The sequence below is a fragment of the Pseudomonas sp. 22072 genome (genome assembly GCF_052046095.1).
Classification (GTDB): domain Bacteria; phylum Pseudomonadota; class Gammaproteobacteria; order Pseudomonadales; family Pseudomonadaceae; genus Aquipseudomonas; species Aquipseudomonas paracarnis.
Genome location: NZ_JBQEQE010000034.1, coordinates 19,080 through 39,320, shown reverse-complemented (window position 1 = coordinate 39,320; position 20,241 = coordinate 19,080). Strand labels below are relative to the sequence as shown.

At 51.7% G+C, this 20,241-nt stretch carries 18 protein-coding genes; 2 read left to right on the top strand and 16 right to left on the bottom strand.

The window, feature by feature from the left end; genetic code table 11:
- Positions 1-54: 54 nt before the first annotated feature.
- The 4 genes from kdpC to kdpF form a co-directional block, all read right to left on the bottom strand.
- Positions 55-600, bottom strand: a complete 546-nt coding sequence (kdpC, locus tag ACTJLA_RS24215; RefSeq protein WP_314548369.1) for a potassium-transporting ATPase subunit KdpC — start codon at positions 598-600, stop codon at positions 55-57.
- A 79-nt stretch (positions 601-679) separates the two neighbouring features.
- Positions 680-2,737 (bottom strand): potassium-transporting ATPase subunit KdpB, encoded by a 2,058-nt coding sequence (gene kdpB, locus ACTJLA_RS24210; RefSeq protein ID WP_169918940.1) that lies wholly within the window; start codon positions 2,735-2,737, stop codon positions 680-682.
- 15 nt (positions 2,738-2,752) lie between these two features.
- Positions 2,753-4,447, bottom strand: coding sequence for a potassium-transporting ATPase subunit KdpA (kdpA, locus tag ACTJLA_RS24205; protein WP_314548366.1), 1,695 nt, complete (start codon positions 4,445-4,447; stop codon positions 2,753-2,755).
- Between the two features lie 9 nt (positions 4,448-4,456).
- Positions 4,457-4,546 (bottom strand): K(+)-transporting ATPase subunit F, encoded by a 90-nt coding sequence (gene kdpF / locus ACTJLA_RS24200; RefSeq protein WP_003218754.1) that lies wholly within the window; start codon positions 4,544-4,546, stop codon positions 4,457-4,459.
- A gap of 402 nt (positions 4,547-4,948) precedes the next feature.
- On the opposite strand from kdpF, the gene eat reads away from it, so the two are divergent.
- Both eat and ACTJLA_RS24190 read left to right on the top strand, forming a co-directional pair.
- Positions 4,949-6,313 (top strand): ethanolamine permease, encoded by a 1,365-nt coding sequence (eat, locus tag ACTJLA_RS24195; protein WP_314548364.1) that lies wholly within the window; start codon positions 4,949-4,951, stop codon positions 6,311-6,313.
- A 110-nt stretch (positions 6,314-6,423) separates the two neighbouring features.
- Entirely contained in the window at positions 6,424-6,591 is a 168-nt protein-coding gene (locus ACTJLA_RS24190; RefSeq protein ID WP_003172675.1) for a DUF2897 family protein, read from the top strand.
- 59 nt (positions 6,592-6,650) lie between these two features.
- Here ACTJLA_RS24190 and ACTJLA_RS24185 read toward each other — a convergent pair whose 3' ends face one another.
- The 12 genes from ACTJLA_RS24185 to ACTJLA_RS24130 form a co-directional block, all read right to left on the bottom strand.
- A complete protein-coding gene (locus ACTJLA_RS24185) occupies positions 6,651-7,499 on the bottom strand; it encodes an urea carboxylase-associated family protein (RefSeq protein WP_057975729.1) in 849 nt (282 codons plus the stop codon).
- Between the two features lie 14 nt (positions 7,500-7,513).
- On the bottom strand, positions 7,514-8,158 hold the full coding sequence (locus ACTJLA_RS24180; RefSeq protein ID WP_072446721.1) for a GntR family transcriptional regulator: 645 nt from the start codon (positions 8,156-8,158) through the stop codon (positions 7,514-7,516).
- 140 nt (positions 8,159-8,298) lie between these two features.
- Positions 8,299-8,631 carry a ComEA family DNA-binding protein gene (locus tag ACTJLA_RS24175; protein WP_057975727.1) on the bottom strand — a complete coding sequence of 111 codons (333 nt, stop codon included), beginning with the start codon at positions 8,629-8,631 and terminating at the stop codon, positions 8,299-8,301.
- Between the two features lie 264 nt (positions 8,632-8,895).
- Positions 8,896-10,074: an acyltransferase gene (locus ACTJLA_RS24170; protein ID WP_314548359.1), complete on the bottom strand. Its 1,179-nt coding sequence runs from the start codon at positions 10,072-10,074 to the stop codon at positions 8,896-8,898.
- A gap of 386 nt (positions 10,075-10,460) precedes the next feature.
- A complete protein-coding gene (locus ACTJLA_RS24165; protein ID WP_313042787.1) occupies positions 10,461-12,449 on the bottom strand; it encodes a polysaccharide biosynthesis protein in 1,989 nt (662 codons plus the stop codon).
- Positions 12,450-12,530: 81 nt separating this feature from the next.
- Complete coding sequence (locus tag ACTJLA_RS24160; protein ID WP_313042786.1) at positions 12,531-13,547, bottom strand: MraY family glycosyltransferase; 1,017 nt, start codon at positions 13,545-13,547, stop codon at positions 12,531-12,533.
- A gap of 35 nt (positions 13,548-13,582) precedes the next feature.
- Positions 13,583-14,536, bottom strand: a complete 954-nt coding sequence (locus tag ACTJLA_RS24155) for an NAD-dependent epimerase/dehydratase family protein (RefSeq protein WP_313042784.1) — start codon at positions 14,534-14,536, stop codon at positions 13,583-13,585.
- On the bottom strand, positions 14,533-15,675 hold the full coding sequence (locus tag ACTJLA_RS24150; protein WP_081089523.1) for a glycosyltransferase family 4 protein: 1,143 nt from the start codon (positions 15,673-15,675) through the stop codon (positions 14,533-14,535). Before ACTJLA_RS24150 ends, ACTJLA_RS24155 begins: the two co-directional genes overlap by 4 nt.
- 85 nt (positions 15,676-15,760) lie before the next feature.
- Entirely contained in the window at positions 15,761-16,858 is a 1,098-nt protein-coding gene (locus tag ACTJLA_RS24145; protein WP_314548355.1) for a glycosyltransferase, read from the bottom strand.
- Positions 16,855-17,643: a glycosyltransferase family 2 protein gene (locus tag ACTJLA_RS24140; protein WP_054898459.1), complete on the bottom strand. Its 789-nt coding sequence runs from the start codon at positions 17,641-17,643 to the stop codon at positions 16,855-16,857. The genes ACTJLA_RS24145 and ACTJLA_RS24140 overlap by 4 nt, the downstream gene beginning before the upstream one ends.
- On the bottom strand, positions 17,640-18,887 hold the full coding sequence (locus ACTJLA_RS24135) for an oligosaccharide flippase family protein (RefSeq protein ID WP_440842282.1): 1,248 nt from the start codon (positions 18,885-18,887) through the stop codon (positions 17,640-17,642). The genes ACTJLA_RS24140 and ACTJLA_RS24135 overlap by 4 nt, the downstream gene beginning before the upstream one ends.
- Before the next feature lies 1 nt (position 18,888).
- The gene (locus tag ACTJLA_RS24130; RefSeq protein WP_314548350.1) at positions 18,889-20,109 is read right to left on the bottom strand and encodes a hypothetical protein; all 1,221 of its coding nucleotides are present in this window, start codon (positions 20,107-20,109) and stop codon (positions 18,889-18,891) included.
- Positions 20,110-20,241 lie beyond the last annotated feature (132 nt).

Below are 20,241 nucleotides of genomic sequence, written 5' to 3'. Positions count from 1 at the left end.
TCAAGGCCGCCATCGCGGGNGAGCCGGGCTTGCCCGCGATGGCAATCGTCTTGCTTACAACGCTTCCAAAGCCATGTTCAAGGCCAGTACGTTTACTACAGGCGGGCCTACCAGAGGGCTTTCGATGTGCTCATCCAGCAACCGCTGCAAGGTCGACACCGGCATATTTCGCGCCGCCGCCACTCGCGCCAGTTGATAGACAATCGCCTGCGGTGGCAAGTGTGGATCAAGGCCGCTACCGGAGGTTGTCAGCGAGGCCAGTGGCACCGGGCCCTGGCCAGGCACTGACTGTTTGCCGGCATCCTCGAATATGCGTGTCGCCAAGGCCGGATTGCTGGGGCCCAGGTTACTGGCACTGCTGGACACTGTGGCAAAAGCACCGGCTGACGGGCGTGGGTGAAACCAGCTGTCGCCGGTAAAGTCCTGGGCGATCAGGCTGGAGCCGCGCACCTTGCCGCTGGCGTCGCGCACCAGGCTGCCATTGGCTTGATCGGGGAAGGCCACTTGGGCCACGCCAGTGACTACCAGCGGGTAGGCCACGCCGGTGATCAGGGTCATGAGTACAAGCAGGCTCAGGGCTGGGCGGATGATGTTGGACATTTCAGACTCCTCAATTCAGTGGTGCTGTGGGACGCGGAGCGTCCGGGGCGGCGGCGNGCGGAGCGTGGGAACGATCAGGTCAGACCAAGTGCAGCGCGGTCAGCAGCATGTCGATGGCCTTGATCCCCACGAACGGCACCAACAATCCGCCCAGCCCGTAGATCAGCAGATTGCGCCGCAACAACGCCGCCGCACTCGCGGCCTGCACGCGCACGCCGCGCAGGGCCAACGGGATCAGCACCACGATAATCAGCGCGTTGAACACGATAGCCGAGAGGATCGCGCTCTGTGGGCTCTGCAAGTGCATGATGTTGAGCACGCCCAGTTGCGGGTAGATCGAGGCGAACAACGCCGGCAGGATCGCGAAGTACTTGGCCACGTCGTTGGCGATGGAAAAGGTCGTCAGCGCGCCGCGAGTCACCAGCAACTCCTTGCCGATCTGCACCACGTCCAGCAGCTTGGTCGGGTCGCTGTCGAGGTCGACCATGTTGGCGGCTTCGCGCGCGGCCTGGGTGCCGTCGTTCATCGCCATGCCGACGTCAGCCTGGGCCAGCGCCGGGGCGTCGTTGGCGCCGTCGCCGCACATGGCAACCAGGCGACCATCGTTCTGCTCATGGCGAATACGCGCGAGTTTCTTCTCTGGCGTGGCTTCGGCCAGCACATCGTCCACACCCGCTTCAGCGGCAATCGCGGCGGCGGTCAGCGGGTTGTCGCCAGTGACCATCACGGTGCGAATCCCCAACTTGCGCAACTCGGCAAAACGCTCACGAATACCTGGCTTGACCACGTCTTTGAGATGGATCGCCCCCAGTAACTTGCCATCGGCGCACACCAGCAAGGGCGTGCCGCCGCTTTGGGCGATCTTGTCGATTTCCCGCGACAACGCAGGCAGCAGGTCGCTGCGTTGCTGGCCGATAAACGCCAGCAGCGAGTCCACCGCGCCTTTACGGAACACACGGCCCTGATAGTCGACACCGGACAAACGGGTCTCGGCGCTGAAGGGCACGGCGGTCAACGCATCCAGGCTCGGCTCGGCCTGGGGGTGCAAGGCGCGCAGGTATTCAACGATGGACTTGCCTTCCGCCGTGTCATCGGCCAGGGACGCCAGCAACGCGCCTTCGGCCAATTCGCGGCCACTGACACCAGGTGCAGCGACCACGGCCGAGCAACGACGGTTGCCGAAGGTGATGGTGCCGGTCTTGTCCAGCAGTAACACATGCACGTCCCCCGCCGCTTCCACGGCGCGGCCGGACTTGGCAATCACGTTGAGGCGTACCAGGCGGTCCATGCCGGCAATCCCGATGGCCGACAACAGGCCGCCAATGGTGGTGGGAATCAGCGTCACCAGCAGTGCGACCAGGAACACCAGCGGCAAGCTGCCATTGGCAAAGTGGGCGAACGGCTGCAGGGTCACGACCACCAGCAGAAAGATCAGGGTCAGGCCGATCAGCAGAATATCCAGCGCAACTTCGTTGGGGGTTTTCTGGCGTTTGGCGCCTTCCACCAGCGCGATCATGCGGTCCAGGGTGGACTCGCCCGGGTTGGCGGTGATGCGGATGAGCAGCCAGTCCGACACCAGCCGCGTGTTGCCGGTGACGGCCGAACGGTCGCCGCCAGACTCGCGGATCACCGGGGCGGATTCGCCGGTGATCGCTGCTTCGTTGACTGCCGCAATACCTTCGACGACCTCGCCGTCACCGGGGATCATTTCCCCGGCGGCAACACGAACTACATCGCCTTTGCGCAGGCTGGTGGCCGGCACCACCTTGAAGCTGCCATCGGCTTCCTGGCGTCGGGCGCTCAAGCCTTCGCTGCCAGCCTTGAGGCTGTCGGCGCGGGCCTTTCCGCGGCCTTCGGCCAGGGCTTCGGCGAAGTTGGCGAACAGCACGGTGAACCACAGCCACACGGCGATTTGCACCGCTACAAAAGTGGGCACGGTGGTGTCGGGCACAAAGCACAACACGGTGGTGAGGATGGCGGTCAGCTCCACCACCAGCATCACTGGCGAGCGTTGCAGTTGGCGTGGGTCCAGCTTGACGAACGCCTGGACCAGCGCCGGGCGCCACAGGGCCGAGATGGCGGTTTTGGCAGGCTCCAGGGGTTTGACCGGGGCCGCGTTTTTTGCAGGCATATTCATTTTCATATCCCTTAACTAGAAGCCCATGCTCAAGTGTTCAGCGATGGGGCCCAACGCCAGCGTCGGCAGGAAAGTCAGGCCGCCCACCAGCAAAATGGTCACGGTCAACAAGGTCACGAACAGCGCGCCATGGGTGGGGAAGCTGTTCTGGCCAATCGGTGCGGTCTTCTTCATCGCCAGGCTGCCGGCCAGGGCCAGTACCGGGAGGATGTAGCCAAAGCGGCCGATCAACATGCCCAGGCCGAGCATCAGGTTATGGAATGGGGTATTGGCGCCGAGGCCGGCAAACGCCGAACCGTTGTTGGCACTGGCCGAGGTATAGGCGTAGAGCAACTGGCTGAAGCCATGGGGGCCAGGGTTGCTGATGGCACCTGCCGGGCCGGGCAGGCTGGCGGCGATGGCACTCAAGACCAATACGCCGACCGGCATAACCAGCAGAGTCACCACCAGCAATTGCACTTCCTTGGCCTGGAGTTTCTTGCCCAGGTATTCGGGGGTGCGGCCGATCATCAAGCCGGCGAGGAACACCGCGATCAACACGTTGAGCAACATGCCGTACATACCGGCACCCACGCCGCCGAAGATCACTTCGCCGACCATCATGTTCACCAGCGCGACCATCCCACTCAGGGGGCTGAGGCTGTCCTGCATGCCATTGACCGAACCGTTGGACGCCGCAGTGGTGGTCACCGACCACAGCACGGTACCGGTGGTGCCGAAGCGTGTTTCCTTGCCTTCCAACGGTGCGGTTTGCTCCACCGCCGGGTTGTTCAGGGTTGGATTGGGCTGGTACTCGGACCACAGCGACGTCGCGCCGCCGATCAGGAACAACGCCAGCATGCACGCGAGGATCGCCCGGCTCTGACGCAGGTCTTTGACGTAATGGCCGAAGGTAAACACCAACGCTACCGGGATCAGGATGATCGAGGCCACTTCAAACAGGTTGGCCCAGGCTGTCGGGTCTTCAAACGGATGCGCCGAGTTCACGCCGAAGAAGCCACCGCCGTTGGTGCCCAGTTGCTTGATCGCAATCTGGCTGGCGGCCGGCCCCAGCGGAATCACCTGGTCCACGCCCTGCAGCGTGATGGCATCCACATAGTGAGCGAAGGTTTGCGGCACGCCCTGCCATACCAGGAACAGTGCGAGCACCAGGCACAACGGCAGCAGGCCGTAGAGGGTGGCGCGGGTCATGTCGACCCAGAAGTTGCCCAGGGTCTGGGCAGATTTGCGCCCGATCCCACGGCACAAGGCGACCAGAACGGCGAGACCGGTCGCCGCACTGACGAAGTTCTGCACCGTGAGGCCGGCCATCTGACTTAGATAACTTAGGGACGCTTCGCCGCTGTAGTTCTGCCAGTTGGTATTGGTCATGAAACTGACGGCGGTGTTGAAAGCCAGGGTCCATTCCTGGCCCGGCAGTTTTTGCGGGTTCAGTGGCAGGGAGCCCTGGAATAACAGGATCGAGAACAACAACAAGAAGCCCGCCAGGTTGAATGCGAGCAAGGCCAGCATGTATTTCTGCCAGCTCTGCTCCTGCTGCGCATCCACGCCCGAGAGGCGATAACAGGCTTTCTCGACAGGCCCCAGTACCGGGGTGAGCCAAGTGCGCTGGCCTTCCATCACCTTGTGGTAGAACCGCCCCAAAAAGGGTGCCGGCACCAGTACCACGGCAAAGAAGGCGATGATCAGCCAATAGTCATAACTGTGCATAGCCCGCTCCTAGTTCCGATCCGCGCGTAACAGCGCAACCAGCAGATAAATGAACAGCGCCACGGCCAATAGCAGTGACACTCCGTCCAGAACGCTCATGGAAATTTCCCCGTTTTGCGGCGATTGCCGCGTGTGGGGGCATTGTCCGCAGGAGCGGTGTAAAGGAACGAGAGCGAGGCGCCGGGTGGGGCGTAAAGATGGCGTAAAGAGTGGGTTTATGCGGGGTTTACAGCGGGGTTTGCCGTGGCTGGGGGGGCCTCTTCGCGGGCAAGCCCGGCTCCCACATTCGACTGCGTTCTTTCAGTTAAAACTCGGTCNGGGCTTGCCCGCGAAAGCGCCCGCCAAGGCACCACCGCACTTATGTGGTGCAACTCATGCCGCATTCAAACGCCAAACCGTCCCTTCGGCGACATAGGCATTGCTTTACGACATAGTTCTGAGGCTTGGCATAGCCACTGCAACACCTTGAATCATTCCAAACAGTTCAAGGAGCGCAGCACAATGAACACACAACTCAAACCCACATTGGGTACCTTGCATCTATGGGGTATTGCCGTGGGGCTGGTGATCTCCGGCGAGTATTTCGGCTGGAGCTACGGCTGGGGCGTCGCCGGTACCTTGGGCTTTCTGGTGACCTCGTTGATGGTCGCCGCGATGTACACCTGCTTCATCTTCAGCTTCACCGAACTGACCACTGCGATTCCCCATGCAGGAGGCCCCTTTGCCTACAGCCGTCGCGCCTTCGGTGAGAAAGGCGGCTTGATTGCCGGCTTGGCCACCTTGATCGAATTTGTCTTCGCCCCGCCCGCGATTGCCCTGGCCATTGGTGCGTACCTGAACGTGCAGTTCCCGGCACTCGACCCCAAGCACGCCGCCGTCGGCGCTTATATCGTGTTCATGGGCCTGAATATCCTCGGGGTGAAACTCGCCGCCACCTTTGAGTTGGTCGTCTGCGTGCTCGCCGTCGCCGAACTGCTGGTGTTCATGGGGGTGGTCGCCCCTGCGTTCAGCTTCAGCCACTTCGCCCTCAACGGCTGGGCCGGTTCCGACACCTTCGGCGCCCCGGCAATTGCCGGGATGTTTGCCGCCATCCCCTTCGCCATCTGGTTCTTCCTCGCCATCGAAGGCGCGGCCATGGCCGCCGAAGAAGCCAAGGACCCCAAGCGCACCATTCCAAAAGCCTACATCAGCGGCATCCTCACCCTGGTGATCCTGGCCATGGGCGTGATGTTCTTCGCAGGCGGCGTAGGCGACTGGCGCACGCTGTCGAACATCAACGACCCACTGCCCCAAGCGATGAAAACCGTGGTGGGTGACAGCTCCGGCTGGTTGCACATGCTGGTATGGATTGGCCTGTTCGGCCTGGTGGCAAGCTTCCACGGCATCATCCTCGGCTACTCGCGCCAGTTCTTCGCCCTGGCCCGTGCCGGTTACCTGCCGTCTTTCCTGGCCAAACTCTCACGTTTCCATACACCGCACCGGGCCATCCTCGCCGGCGGCGTGGTGGGTATCGCCGCCATCTACAGCGACGGCCTGATCAACCTGGGCGGCATGACCCTGACCGCCGCGATGATTACCATGGCGGTGTTCGGTGCCATCGTCATGTACATCATGAGCATGCTCAGCCTGTTCAAACTGCGTAAGACCGAGCCGTTGCTGGAACGCACCTTCCGCGCACCGGGCTACCCCATCGTGCCAGGCATTGCGCTGGTGCTGGCGGTGGTATGCCTGGTGGCGATGGCCTGGTTCAATGCCTTGATCGGGCTGATCTTCCTGGGTTTTATGGCAGTGGGCTTCATCTACTTCCAGCTGACCGCACAAGACCGTGTCGATGCGCCGGCAGATGCGATGTTGACCGGACAATAGCGCCTATGAGGCAGAACGGGCCTACACTGAACTACTCAGAAAGCCCATGACTCAAAGCAGTCATTACCGTGGGAAGCTTTCCCACGGACATCTGCCTCAAGGAGAGCCTTATGCCGTGGTATGCGTGGTTGATTATGGTAGTCGCGATCGGGTCGATCGTCGGAGGGCTGATGATGCTGCGCGACAGCGCCAACAAAGTCGAACTCACCGACGAACAACGCAAACGCGTGGCCGAGCGAAATGCGCAGGCGGACGCCAAGGATGCGCAAGACAGATAAAACGCGTGTAACCCCGTGGCGAGGGAGCTTGCTCCCGCTGGGCTGCGAAGCAGCCCCCCCTACTCCCAATCCGCCTTGGCAATATGCAACCCATGTTGCCCCTTATAGGCAGCACGCTCCGGCTGGCTCCAGCCACTGAGCAACTCATCCTCCAGCCTATAGATCTCAACCCCTAACGGACGACACACCGTCAGCGGGTCCTGCGCCTCCGGCCCCCACATCGGCAGCGACAGATCCCCGCCAGGGCACGTCGACAATGCACACAACAAATCAATCTCGGCAAAGAACTCCAGGTAATCGCCCTTCTGCGCCGGACAGGCCTTCATAAAGTACATGTCATCGTGATTGAGCCCGGTGCACTGGAAAATATTCAACACGTCATGCACATCGAACTCCGTCAGTCCGTGGGGCAATACCGCACGGGTCAGGTTCGAGTGGCAATGGTGATGAAAGTCCTCACCGGTCAACATACGGTTCACATAGGGGTCGCACCGCGTGCCCAACAAATCATGCAAACGCCCACCGTGCTCATCAATGCCGTAGCTGGCCAGGCTGTCATCGGTGATCGTGACCAAGGGCCTTAAAAAGGGCAGGTTCGACCACAACCGATCATGGGTGCTGACATGAGCGCCTTGCAGCTGACGAGTGCGCGCAGCCCACAAACGTTCGCGCGGATCGTTGGCGTTCCAGACATTAAAGTCCCCCACCTGCGGCCCCACCGGCGTGGTCACACGAAACACATGCCCGGCCGGCACCTTCCACGCCCTCCCCGTGCGGATCGGCACCTCGAACTGCTCGATCAACGTGCGCTGGGTTTTCTGATCACGAATACGCTCATAGAACGCCCTATCCACCTGCAATGCTGAGCCTTTGCTGACCTGGTACGCGGCCGGGTAGTCTTTGTACATGGGGCAATCCTCTATCAAGGGTGATCAAACAGGGCGAGGGAAAGGTGTTCTGAATCGTCCAGGTACAGGCTCATCGCCTCGCTGGCGGCCTGGGTTTGGTTGCGGGTTAGTAATGTGTATATCTCATGGTCACGCTCCAGCCAGGGCGACTGGAAACGCTGCTCGTCAGGCGCGGCGCAGAACACCAGACGCAACTGAGCAATCACCTGAGCGAAAAACTCGTCGAACAATGGGCTGCCCATCAAGGCGACGATCTGCTGGTGGAACATAAGACTGTGGGTGGCCACGACTCGCCAATCTTCGCGCTCCCGGGCCAAGTGGGTGGCGTCAATGGCGCTTTGCATACGCGTCGATTGGACGTCCGTCAGCGGCCCGCTCTGGGCAATCGCCTGCAACTCCAGGGTGCGGCGGACGACAAAGAGGTCACGCACTTCCGCCCGCACCAAGCGCCGAACCATCACGCCCTTGTTGCGGACATAGCGAGTAAGGCCCTCCTGGCCCAGACGATGCAGCGCCTCTCGAATCGTATTGCGTGATGCGTTGTAGGCTTTGACCAGGTCCACCTCGATCAGCGGCATGCCTGGTAACAGCCGGCCGCCTATGATGTCGGCGCGGAGTTCCAGGGCGATTTGGTCGGCTAAAGATAAAGTGAGTGGCATTGTTACCTCGAGATTGTTGAACAATCACTGAATTAGAGGTAACCACGTTTCGTGCCAATGCTGCCTGCGAATTACCAGGCGCTAGGTCCGATAAAGAAAAGGCCGGTCAATGACCGGCCTTCTGCGCTTTTATTACATCTTCAATCAATAACCAACCTGTCGCGATTCTTCTCCAGCAGTGCCTTGCCGATGCCTTTTACTTCCAGTAACTCATCCACCGCTGTAAACGGGCCGTTGCTTTCGCGATAGGCGATAATTGCCTTCGCCTTGGAAGCACCAATGCCGAATAGATCGCGACGCAGGGTCTCGGCGTCGGCGGCGTTGAGGTTGACCTTGGTGGATTGCTCGGTCTTGGTCATTTGGGTGGAGATGGAGGTTGGAGGTTCCGGCTTGATGGACGGCGCGGCAGTGGTGGCGACGGAGAGGCTGGTGAGGAAGGCGAAGATGAGGGACGAGATGTAGAGGTTTTGCATTGGTGACGCTCCATGATATCGGTAAGAGAGAAAAGCAGCTTTCCAAAGCTGCTTTTCTAACTTAGGCGATGGGTGGAGGGTGTCAAAATTGGGGGTATTACAAAGTGTTAGAGAGCCGATTGAAGTCGCGTGAGGTTACGAATATCTAGTAACTTTCAAAATGGCCATTGATAACATCAAGGTCAGCAGAGAGCCCTACAGACCGATCATTACCGATGGACGTCGAGCGGAACAAAGAAGCACGACGCCGGAGCGCCGCACACTTCATATCGCGGCTTTTGTCTGTTCGGAGTAGGCAACCGGCGGGGCGTCGGTTTGCTGCTCCCGCTTTTTGCGCATGAATCTTTTTTCTACATGAACAAAAGTAAAGGTCGACAACGCAACGATGATCGGAATGGTCATGAAATTCACAGCCCAAAAGGTTACTTTATCAAGAGCAGCAAGATCGAGGAATACAGATAATAGCTTGAAGGACAAAAACAACACTGGCAAGTGGAGCAAATAAACACTGTAGCTAATATCGCTGAGCCTGTTCAGGAACTGATAATGCAAAAAACGCGGGTTGGAAATAGTAATACTTATGAAAAATATTGTGGCCAGAGTAAATCTCAACGCTCCGTAGCCAGGAACTTCAACCAGTCCGCACATCCAAACAAATATAGATATAGCAATTATCATGAATGAAAGTTTTATAGCTTTATTTGTAATACTTTTTTTATGAATAACTGCTGCACCCATGCCTGACAGAAAGTATGCCCAGCACACCACGGCAGAAGTACCCAGGTCAATGGCAGCAATCAGTATAGCTACCGTCATGATAACGGACCGATAGGGAGATCGGTAAAAAATTGCCACCATGGGTAGCACTGCATAAAAACGCCACTCATGAACCAACGTCCATGTAACGGAACTCAGAGGAACAAGAGATACGCCTCCAATTTTCATTGGATTATCTATAAAATTAAACGTTACTAACCCTGCGATAGTGGTAATGGACTCTTTATTCAGAAACTCAAACCCTGTAAACGAAGCCGCAATAATAAACACTAAGAGTGATGTCAGATAGTAAAGCGGAGCCACCCTTCTGATTCTGGATACAAAAAAATCGCCCCAATCAATATCTTTACTCTTGATAATCTTGTCAAAAAAAAGAAAACCCGTTATGCAGAAAAAAATCTGCACACCAAAAGATCCGAGGTTTGGGTAAATTTGTCCCCACGCAGAAAAAACAGTATTTTTTACACCCAGATTTATTAGCACAAACGGGGCATGATTAACAAAAACAAATATAGCCGCTAGACCACGCAAGCCATTAATAAACTTGTACTCATGCTTAACTTCTGCACTTTCGATTTTCGACCTAAATATCGAAGAAAAAGCAACAAACAATAGTATTATTGACAGCGTGAGCGTGATGACTTCAAGTGAATATTCAGTTTTCATTTATAAAGTTACTCATGCAATATCTTCCTGTTCGGGCTACGTCGGAGAAGCTCCATGGATGTTCAGGCGCGCGGGCTCTCCGTTCGCTTATCACGAGGTAGCGCGCATGGGAATATCACGATGCGTTACCCCGAGAGATTGTATTCTGTAAGCGTCATGCATGGGAAGAAAATGTAGAGCACTAAGGCTGTTGAATAGGCCCAGTTTCTGCCGTTTTCAGTAAACGCACGTTGTGGCCGACGGTGACGTGTCGACGAGTCGGCCCTTTAACAGACGTTGGTTAATGCAAATAAGCCATACACTTATTTATGTCATATAAAAGCACGAATATCTATAAGGCAGAGATAACAGCACAGCCGTACTATTATCTCCGACCAACATCTAAATCACAGCTCCAACCTTCTCTGCTGATAAGACCAGTCAACAATTTCGCCATCGGGAGTATAGCCGCTCACCGTTTCGCGCAACAATTGACGCACTTTACTGTAATCATGATTTTCAATAGCGCACAACAACTCCGTCAATCTCGGCCTCAATATGCCCCAAGACAAATAATCTTCGTTAGCGCTCATGATCATTGGGTGTTGCGTGGCATCGACATTATCGCCGATGAGTAATTCTTCGTAGAGCTTTTCCCCAGGCCGAAGCCCTGTAAACTCAATAGCGATATCGCCGAGCGGTTTTTTTTCTGAACGAACACTCAGGCCTGACAGGTGAATCATTTTCTCCGCCAATTCTGTGATTTTAACCGGCTCCCCCATATCTAATACAAAAACATCTCCTCCCTGGCCCATTGAGCCTGCCTGAATAACAAGTTGAGCCGCCTCAGGGATGGTCATGAAGTATCGAGTGATTTTCGGGTGAGTAACTGTTAACGGACCACCTGATTTAATTTGCTTGTGAAATAGCGGAATTACGGAACCAGAAGACCCCAAAACATTTCCAAACCGAACCATTGTGAAGCGAGTGTGATTTAGAGTAGGAACTGCATCATTGAAAAGCGCAGGTTCCAATTCACGACTGAGCGCCTGCAGCGTCATCTCCGCAAGCCGCTTGGTGCTTCCCATCACATTGGTAGGGCGTACCGCCTTATCAGTCGAAATAAGTACAAAATTAGCAACCTGTGAAATAATAGCTGCTTGAGCAGTATTTAACGTGCCAATAACATTATTCAGAAAACCTTCCGAAATATTATGCTCTACCATCGGCACATGTTTATAAGCAGCCGCATGATAGACTGTATTTACGTGCCAGGTTTTCATTACATCAACTAATTTATCCTGATGACGTATAGAACCCAGGATCGGAAGCAGTTTCACCCCTAACGAATCCCTTAATACTCGTGCCTCCAGCTCAGACATAATGCTGTATAAATTGTATTCACTATGCTCAAAGAGAATCAGGGTCGTTGGTTGCAACTCGAGGATCTGGCGACACAGCTCAGATCCAATTGATCCCCCTGCGCCGGTAACCAGCACCACTTGGCCCCGTATGCAATGTTCCAGCAGATCTTCTTGTGCCGGTACAGGATCGCGCCCTAATAGATCGGCAATATCCACCTCTTGGATATCATCCACTTTGACCCGCCCACTGGCCAGGTCCATGAAGCCGGGAACACTACGTACATGTAAAGGAAAACCTTCTAGAAATCCAAGAATTTCCCGACGACGTCCACGCGTCGATGAAGGTATCGCTAATAGAATTTCTTGAGCTCCTGTGGCATCGATCATTCGTTGGATATGTTTGGGCTTATAAACTTGAAGACCCGAGATCACCCGATCTGAAATAGTGGAGTCATCGTCAATAAACGCTACAGGCCTCATCAAGCGGCCCATGCGTAATGCGGCGACTAGCTGATTTCCCGCAGACCCGGCACCGTAGATAGCCACGCGTGGTAAACCATCGTCACGGTTAGTGAAAGGCACATGTTGAGCAGCGGTAAACCAGTCTCCCAAGAAGAATTGACGCAATGCTAATCTCAACCCTCCTATCATGATGAGACTTAGCCACCAATAGTTAAAGATGATAGAACGCGGAACGACATTTTGGTGATTACTGTACCAATAAACAACCACACCAATAATTAGCGAAGAAAGGCTCACGGCCTTGACTATAGCGATTAACGCATCATTTCCAAAATAACGTAAAACTGCACGGTACATACCAAAATGTATAAACAGCGGTATAGTCACGATTGGCGCTGTCAAAAACAGCCAGGTGTGCAGCACAAACGGATTGATCATTTCATCGAGACCTATTCGCACGACGAAAGCCAACCAAAGCGCAAACCAGACTAGGAAAACATCAGTAACCACTTGTAAAATACGTTTATACCTGCGCGGGAGGCGTAATAAGCGCGATCTCAGTGAGTTCATATTTTCCAAACCTCTCGCAGTTCTAACAATCCAAAATCCAAATATAAGCCCATCACTATTACGCTCTCGCCACTCCTAACTCTAACAACTTGCCTCTTTGACTCCGGCCTTGAATTTCAGAGCTAGGGCAACGAGCGGGACATAGGCGATCAACATACCGACAGCACCATCAACTCTGGCAAATGCGACGAGCCATGCTATCGGTGCGAGCCAGACTAAGTTTATCAAAATCACACATAGTGTGACGGGGATGTGGGCATTAAAGGTACGCGAGGCGTATTGATAAGCGTGGCTGCGATGTGCCTCATATACTTTTTCACCGCGTACTAGCCTACGCAGCAATGTGAATGTGGCGTCAACGATAAATACGCCTAACAGGATCAGCCAGACCCATAGGAGCGTAGACGAAAAAGAAACAGCTTTAAGCGAAATGATGGCCAGCGTAATACCCAAAAAGCCACTCCCCGCGTCGCCCATAAAAATTCGCGCCTTTGGAAAGTTCCAATAAAAAAAGCCTGCCGTCGCCAACGCTAAATAGATAGGTGGCCATAACAACTCCTCATACCCCAACAACCAATAGATTAGAGCAGCGGAAGAGCACGCGCAGATAGCTTCAGCGCTCGCCAAGCCGTCTATACCGTCCATGAAGTTGTAAAGATTCAACATCCACACAGCATATAAAACAGCTAACGCACCGCCAACCCAGCCTAGGTTGACTTGCAATCCAAAAAACGTAACCGACGGTAACCCGCCAATCCAATATAACGCCCATACCGCTGAGAGGAAATGTCCTAACAAGCGCCAGCGAGCAGGTATGTGCCCATGGTCATCCAGAAATCCTAAAGCGGCTACCGTTAAACCCGCGAGGAACGATGCGAGAAAAAAAGCGTTATCAATCAAATCAAAAGAACGCATTAAACCAAGGGATATCAGAAACCCCACCACAATTGCGAGCCCGCCGCCGCGTGGGGTAGGTACCGAGTGTGAACTTCTGCTGTTAGGAATATCTAATACATTGCGCTGGAGGGCATAACGACGTAATAATCCTGTAAAAAAAATAGAACTTCCTATTGAAACAATCGCTATCCAGAACGTCATGTGCCAATCCCTACCTGCAATAATTTCGAAGTGAATCACTTTAATAAATGGAATTTTTGGCCTGCTTCGACCAAAGCTTCATCGGTCTTTTTCGCAGGAACCCAATTCAATAGTGTTTTAGTTTTGGCAGTATCGACAACCAATGATCTGCACAGCTGCGTGTATAACGAACGCTTCCCGAGCGCGCTGGCGACTGAACGCAATACCGGGTCAGGAAGGCTAAACAACCTTTCTTTTCGTTTCATGCCCGACGCGAGGAGCTTGATAATTTCGCTAATGGAAAAATCATCTCCATCAGAAACTAAAAACAGTTCGTTTGCAGCCAATGGATGCTCAATACAAAGCTCAATGAAATCCACCAGATTATCCAGCGCGATCATACTGCGCTTATTTTTCACGGCGGCGAAGGGCAACGGTAATCCCGACGCGATCAGCTTCAGAAGACGATTAAAATTGCCCGGTGCTTCCGCGGCATACACTAAAGGGGGTCGGATGACTGTCAACTCCATCGACTCTCCAGCAAGTAATTCTGCCAGCTTGTGCTCTGCCTTTAATTTCGAGCGTGCATAGTCTGCATGCGGCCGGGGCTCATCGCTCTCGGTAAAAGCATACTTATCCGTTTCCGCACCATTTACGCCAATAGAGCTAATGAATATAAACCGACGGACACCTGCTTTTATCGATTGCTTTGCTAAATTAATGGCACCTTCGACATTTATCCGTTCAAACTCCGTAACTGGATCCTCGCTTCCCGCATTCAACACGTGCGCGCGCGCAGCCAGATGGACAACGGTATCAACGCCATGCAGGGCACGATTCCAATCAGTATTACCGTCTACCTCACCAGTCGAAAACATCTGAATATCAGATGGCACATCAGTAGAGGGCCTGCGGTAAGTGCCGACAACTGAGTATTTGGCTGAACTGACGAGGTGCCCGGATAACGCCCGCCCGATAAAGCCATTCGCACCAGTAATAAGGATTTTCATTTAGTCCTGTCTAACACTTTCTGGTAAATTTTCAGAATTTTATCCAACATAATATCGAAAGTAAAATTTGTACGATATCTGTATTGACCTGAAATGCCCTGCTTTTTTCGAAGCTCTGCGGATTTAATCAGTTGCGTCAATGCGTCGACCAGCCCTTGCTGATCCCCCCGGTCTACCACGAAACCGTTATCACCATTCGCAACCAATTCAGACACCCCCCCTACGTTAGAGGCGATTACCGCAAGTCCACTGCGCATAGCTTCCAATATAGTCAGCGGTAACCCTTCCCAATCAGAAATCAAGATGAAAACGTCAGATCGCGAAAGCCTGATCGGAACGTCATCACAAGCCCCTGAAAAAGCTACTTTTTCAGCAATTCCCAGCTGTGCTGCCAATTTCCGGGCGCTTTCCAGTGTGGGGCCGTCGCCCACCAATTCGAGCTCCCAATTTTTGGTTTCCACTTTAGCAAGTGCTTCCAATAGGAATTTTTGGTTTTTAGGTACTTCGAACCTTGCAACCATGATCAAGCGTATTTGATCAGATTGTGTAAAGCTGACTCTATTGGAGCTGACCTCAGGCATGCCATTGTGGATGGTCAGAACAGTCTCTTCATCGCCCACTTTAGCCTCCAGAGCAAGTTGCCTGTCAAACTCAGAAACCGTAAGGATCTGGTCTGAAAAACGAGCCATTACTCTCTCAATATTACGGTACACGAAACGACGTTTCTCAGATACTCCTTCCGTAAAAGCCCAACCATGTGCTGTAAAGACCGCTGGCAAACCCAGACTTTTAGCGGCCAGCCGGCCTAGAATGCCAGCCTTGGAAGAATGCACATGGACGAGATCAGGTTTTAGCTTGGAAAGCATTGCTCGCAACTCAAAAAAGGCGCGAATATCTTTTCCAGGGCTGATTTCACGAACAAGATATTTCAATGAGTGGCACGACAGCCCCAAGTCCCGCGCTCGAGTATTAAAGACGCCCTCCCCGCCCACGAGGACATCGACGCTATGACCTGCTTTTGATGAGCCAAGCGCTAAATCAAGAAGATGCACACTGGCGCCGCCAATAACGTCCGAACGGGTGATGACATAAACAATTTTCACACTGCGCACCTTTTCAAAATCATTACCCAGGCCCAACTTTCCGGCTCAAGCGAGTGACTATTTCTTGTCGATATACACATGCTAAAAAATACCGTTCAAGAATTGCACGTGATCAAAATCATCAGGTCCGTGGTTGGGCATACAACTCCTCCCATCTACTAACCACAGACTCTAAGGAGAAGTTATCAACTACTCTTGATCTTGCAGAGATGACGAGTGACCTTTTCTGCTCGGGGGACAGACTAAGTGCTGAGATAATACCTTGACGTAGCGCTTCGGGGTTGAATGGCTCAACAAGATAGCCGCTGTCACCCAATACTTCTTTCACCCCACCGCAGTCTGTTGCGACCACTAACGTTTCGCATGACATCGCTTCGGCCACGACAAGCCCAAAGCCTTCCCATGCAGAAGACAAAATATACACGTCAGCAGCACAGTAGAATGAAGGAACGTCGTCACGACTCCCGAAAAATTTTATTTTCCCGTTTAAATTGGCCTTGTTAACATATAGCGCGAGATCAGCAGCCAAAGGGCCATCGCCTACTATCCACAAACATATATTTTCGTGATCATTTAAAACCAGCTTGAACGCATCTAACAGGCAAGGATAGTTTTTTGCTTCAACAAGACGTCCAACAGCCAAGAGAACTCTGGTAGAAGAGTCCACAGACTCTCTGGCACGAACTTCATTACGTACATGCTTATCAAATACAAAACGCCCGGTATCTATTCCATTGGGTACAAAGACCATACGCCCAGCAGATGAAGCGCCTTTTGCAATGAGTATATCAACCGCCTCTTGGCTTACATTCGTTGTAAGATCAGCTAAAAAATCCGTCAACCGGTAGGCCAGCATCTTCAGCTTGCCTCCTTCATTGGAACTATGTGCCGTACAAATCAGCTTGGGAATTTTGATAAATAAACGAATCATCCGCGCTATTAAGTTCGCGTGCACCATGTGGCTATGTATTACCCCGGGTTTAAATCGTCTAATCAATTTAACCAGATTATTAACCGCACGCATCATTCCAAATATGGTTTTATTACCATTTAGAGCAACCACCGTAACATTCGGCTCTTCAGGAAGCACATCCGCGTCACCCGTCAAATAAGCAATTACAACGTTATGCCCTCGTGCGCTCATCCGATCAGCAAGATTAACGACTTGCCTCTCGGCCCCGCCCATGCCCAACCCAGTAATAAAATATATAATATTCATCTAGGCCTTCCTAGAAACATATACAAAACGCACTGCACAGATCTGATTAAATTTTTAAACTTATAAAATACGGTCTTCTCACGCAAAAATTGCGACCAATAATAAATAAAAAACCCTTTAGGATTAGCCCTTAGATGGCGCGAAAAATTACGACTGTATCCATCCTCAAGGTAATCGCACAGATAAATAATTTTTCGTGTAAAAAATACGATATCGCCCGCATCTCCTATTTTATTCCAAATATATAGCTCGGGAACAAATTTCTCGCCCTTAAATATCGGAAAAGGAAATTTCGACATTACATCAGTTCTAAATATATAAGCCAAGTCACCTGCGAACAATTTTCCGGCCTCCGTCGGCGTAGAGACCAAGCTTTGCTCGGCTGTCTTTAAATCATTACCGAGTAACTCACCGCTGAAATACGCCTTACGATAGCACAAGCCCACTGTGCTATCCGTCGCTTTTGTGATGGACGCTATTATCGTTTCAACTGCGTCAGGCACCAGTGCATCATCGCTATCTACAATGAAGATCCAATTTTTTTTCGCTGCTGCTATCCCGCTATTAATAGCCGCGTGCTTTCCAGCATTATTCTGCCTGATGGATGTCAGGTTAAAACCCAAATTTTCTTCCTTTAATTTTTCAACGAAATCCTGAGTCCCATCTGAACTCCCATCGTCTATTAGCACCCATTCAAACTCTTTTGAGCTTTGTTCAAGCAAGCTCTTGAGCAAACGAGGCAGAGTGTTATAACGATTATATGTTGCCGTTAAAATTGTTATCACTCAGTACGCTCCTCAAGATAAGTGACTGGTTTATATCGATAAGATAATATAAGAAACGTAACACACAGCATGAGTTCCGCCAGAATAAATCCAAAAACGATGCCGTTGACGTAATAGCTAATCGATAACACACTTGCCAGAATAATTGACACTACCGAGAATAATAGCATTGCAGAGCTCGCCACCTTATCCATACCACGAGGTATAAGCATGCATAAACCCAACGCTTGATTAGCCATTCTGAAGGGGATTATCCATACAAAAATCTGCAAAGTTGTCGTCGCCTGCTCGAAATCCGCCCCCAGTATTTTATTTATTAGAAACCCTCCTGCCAAAGAAATAAACAATGCACTTACCCCCCCCAGCAAGAACATCAGCCCGACAATAATCCAAGAAAGTCTGGATGCGTTTTTTTCAGAGTGAAGGTACTGCCTATTCAAATAAGGAAAAAAACCTATAAGTACCGGATTTATAAAACCCACAAATCCTCGTATAATTTTTTCAGCAGGAACATATCCTGAAACAGCGACTTTTCCACAAAGCAGTCCTACAAGAGCAGGCCCAGCGCTAAGCAAGATATTATTTGAGCTCTTATAGATGAAAACATGAAATCCTTTTCGAATCTGAAGCCATCCACCTAACAAGCTGAACCGAACGCGGCATCCATTTCGATAACATAAATAATTCCCGAGCAACGTATTTGCCAAAGCAAATGTCGCTAAAATAGACAACGCCACCAAAGCATCAGTTGAATCCCGAACAAAAACAAACAAACATGAAAGGCTTGCAACACGCAACGCCACCTCCAAAAAGACGACAAGCGCAATCTTCTCGAGCCCTTGAAAAAACCAAAAAGGGCTAAATCCAAACGCTACAAAATACAAAAAACCCAAGCCTATCACTTCAGGCTCGAAGGCTGGCGAATTGAAAGACAAGTAAAAAAGCAGCGCAACGAAACTTATAAGCGACGTAATTATTAGCTTTGCAGATAGGACTTCACCAAACACCCGGGACAGTAACGAAATGTCAGTCTTAGCTAAGGACACTTGTCTGGCGGCGCTTAACGAAAAACCGTACTCCACAACAAGCGAAGATAGCAGAGCGACCGATTGAATCAAAACTACCTTGCCGTATTCCTGCACACCCAACGAGCGCGCCAGCACGGGAATTTCCAAGATAGGCACCAAATAACCAAAGAGCTGTACAAAAAAAAGTAGGCCCATGTTTTTAAATACGGTAAACACTTTAACACCCTACCTTCTGGCCATACCCGATATTGATCAAACCGGCATCATCATACTTATAAATACGAGAAAGCCAAGACACCATCAAAATCCAATAGCCCCACTCTGACATTTCAGTACTCAGCGGGTGAAAGAGCATGATAAAAATATAACAAAGCACACCTAAAATTGCGGCAAACTTAAAGAAAACATTATTATTTAGATCGAAACCCTGCACCAGTGACAACAAGAAAAACACAAACGGCATCAACATTAGAAACAAGAGTGCCAACTCACCCAGAACTCCTACGTCACCAAGCATGCCTAAATATACATTATGGATAACAATATTTTCTCCATCCACTACGCTAAATGAACTGCCGAATCCGCACCCGAATGGAAAGCATTTTTGAACGTTCGATATTCCGTCCCGTATCATCGCCGCCCTAACGGGGTCACCCTCAAACAAACGATTCAAGACCAATAATGAATCATGATTCGTCAGATCAACATTTGAAGAGAGCAGTACACAAATTCCTGCAATCAAGCAAAGTATTGCGACCAGCAAAGTTCTGATGGGAAATACCAAAAAACGCAAAAGAAAAAAGGAAAAGATGACAATCGCAAACCATAGAAAACCGGTTCGACTGGAGTCAGCTAACAATATATACACCGACGCCATTAAAACGCAGCCCGCAAAAATTGCACCTCTCATACGAGCCGTGAGTAACTTTGCAATGATATAGGGTGCAAAGAAAGCACAGACTTTCCACATTACACCAGGGTAGGCAAACTCACTGCCTTGTCGGCCATCGCCCAATTGAACATAGAATCCATCAAAAAAGAATTTCGACATTACAAATACGACGAGACCCACCATAATCGAAATCGAAGCGATCTTATAAAAATCGTTCAATTCCAGCAAACCCGAACAACTGTATATCACCAGAAATAATATATAGATAGCTATAAACTTGACGCCTTGATAAGCCGTATAGGCATCCGAGTTAATTACAGCAGAGATCATAAAAGCAAGTGTTATCAAAGCAAAACCGAGAGTGATAGAACTTACTTCCGACGACAACTTCAATCTACCGCCACTGCCATAAACCCCAAATACTAATACCCCTCCCCACAACAACCAGTAATTAAGCGAGCCAATAATATTCCTAGTGTCACCCAAGGTCACGAGTACGCTGGCTGCCAGCACGGCCAGAAAGGCGTAGCGTTTATTAGTTTTCATATCGACCTCAGAATAAGCTCAGTTGGAGCATGCGCCAGTTGCCAATCGAGCCATTCTCAGGTACCGATTAGGTGAAAGGGGCCACTGGAAAGGCCATAGGCCCGGCAGCGATAAAAACAATTTTACACTGCA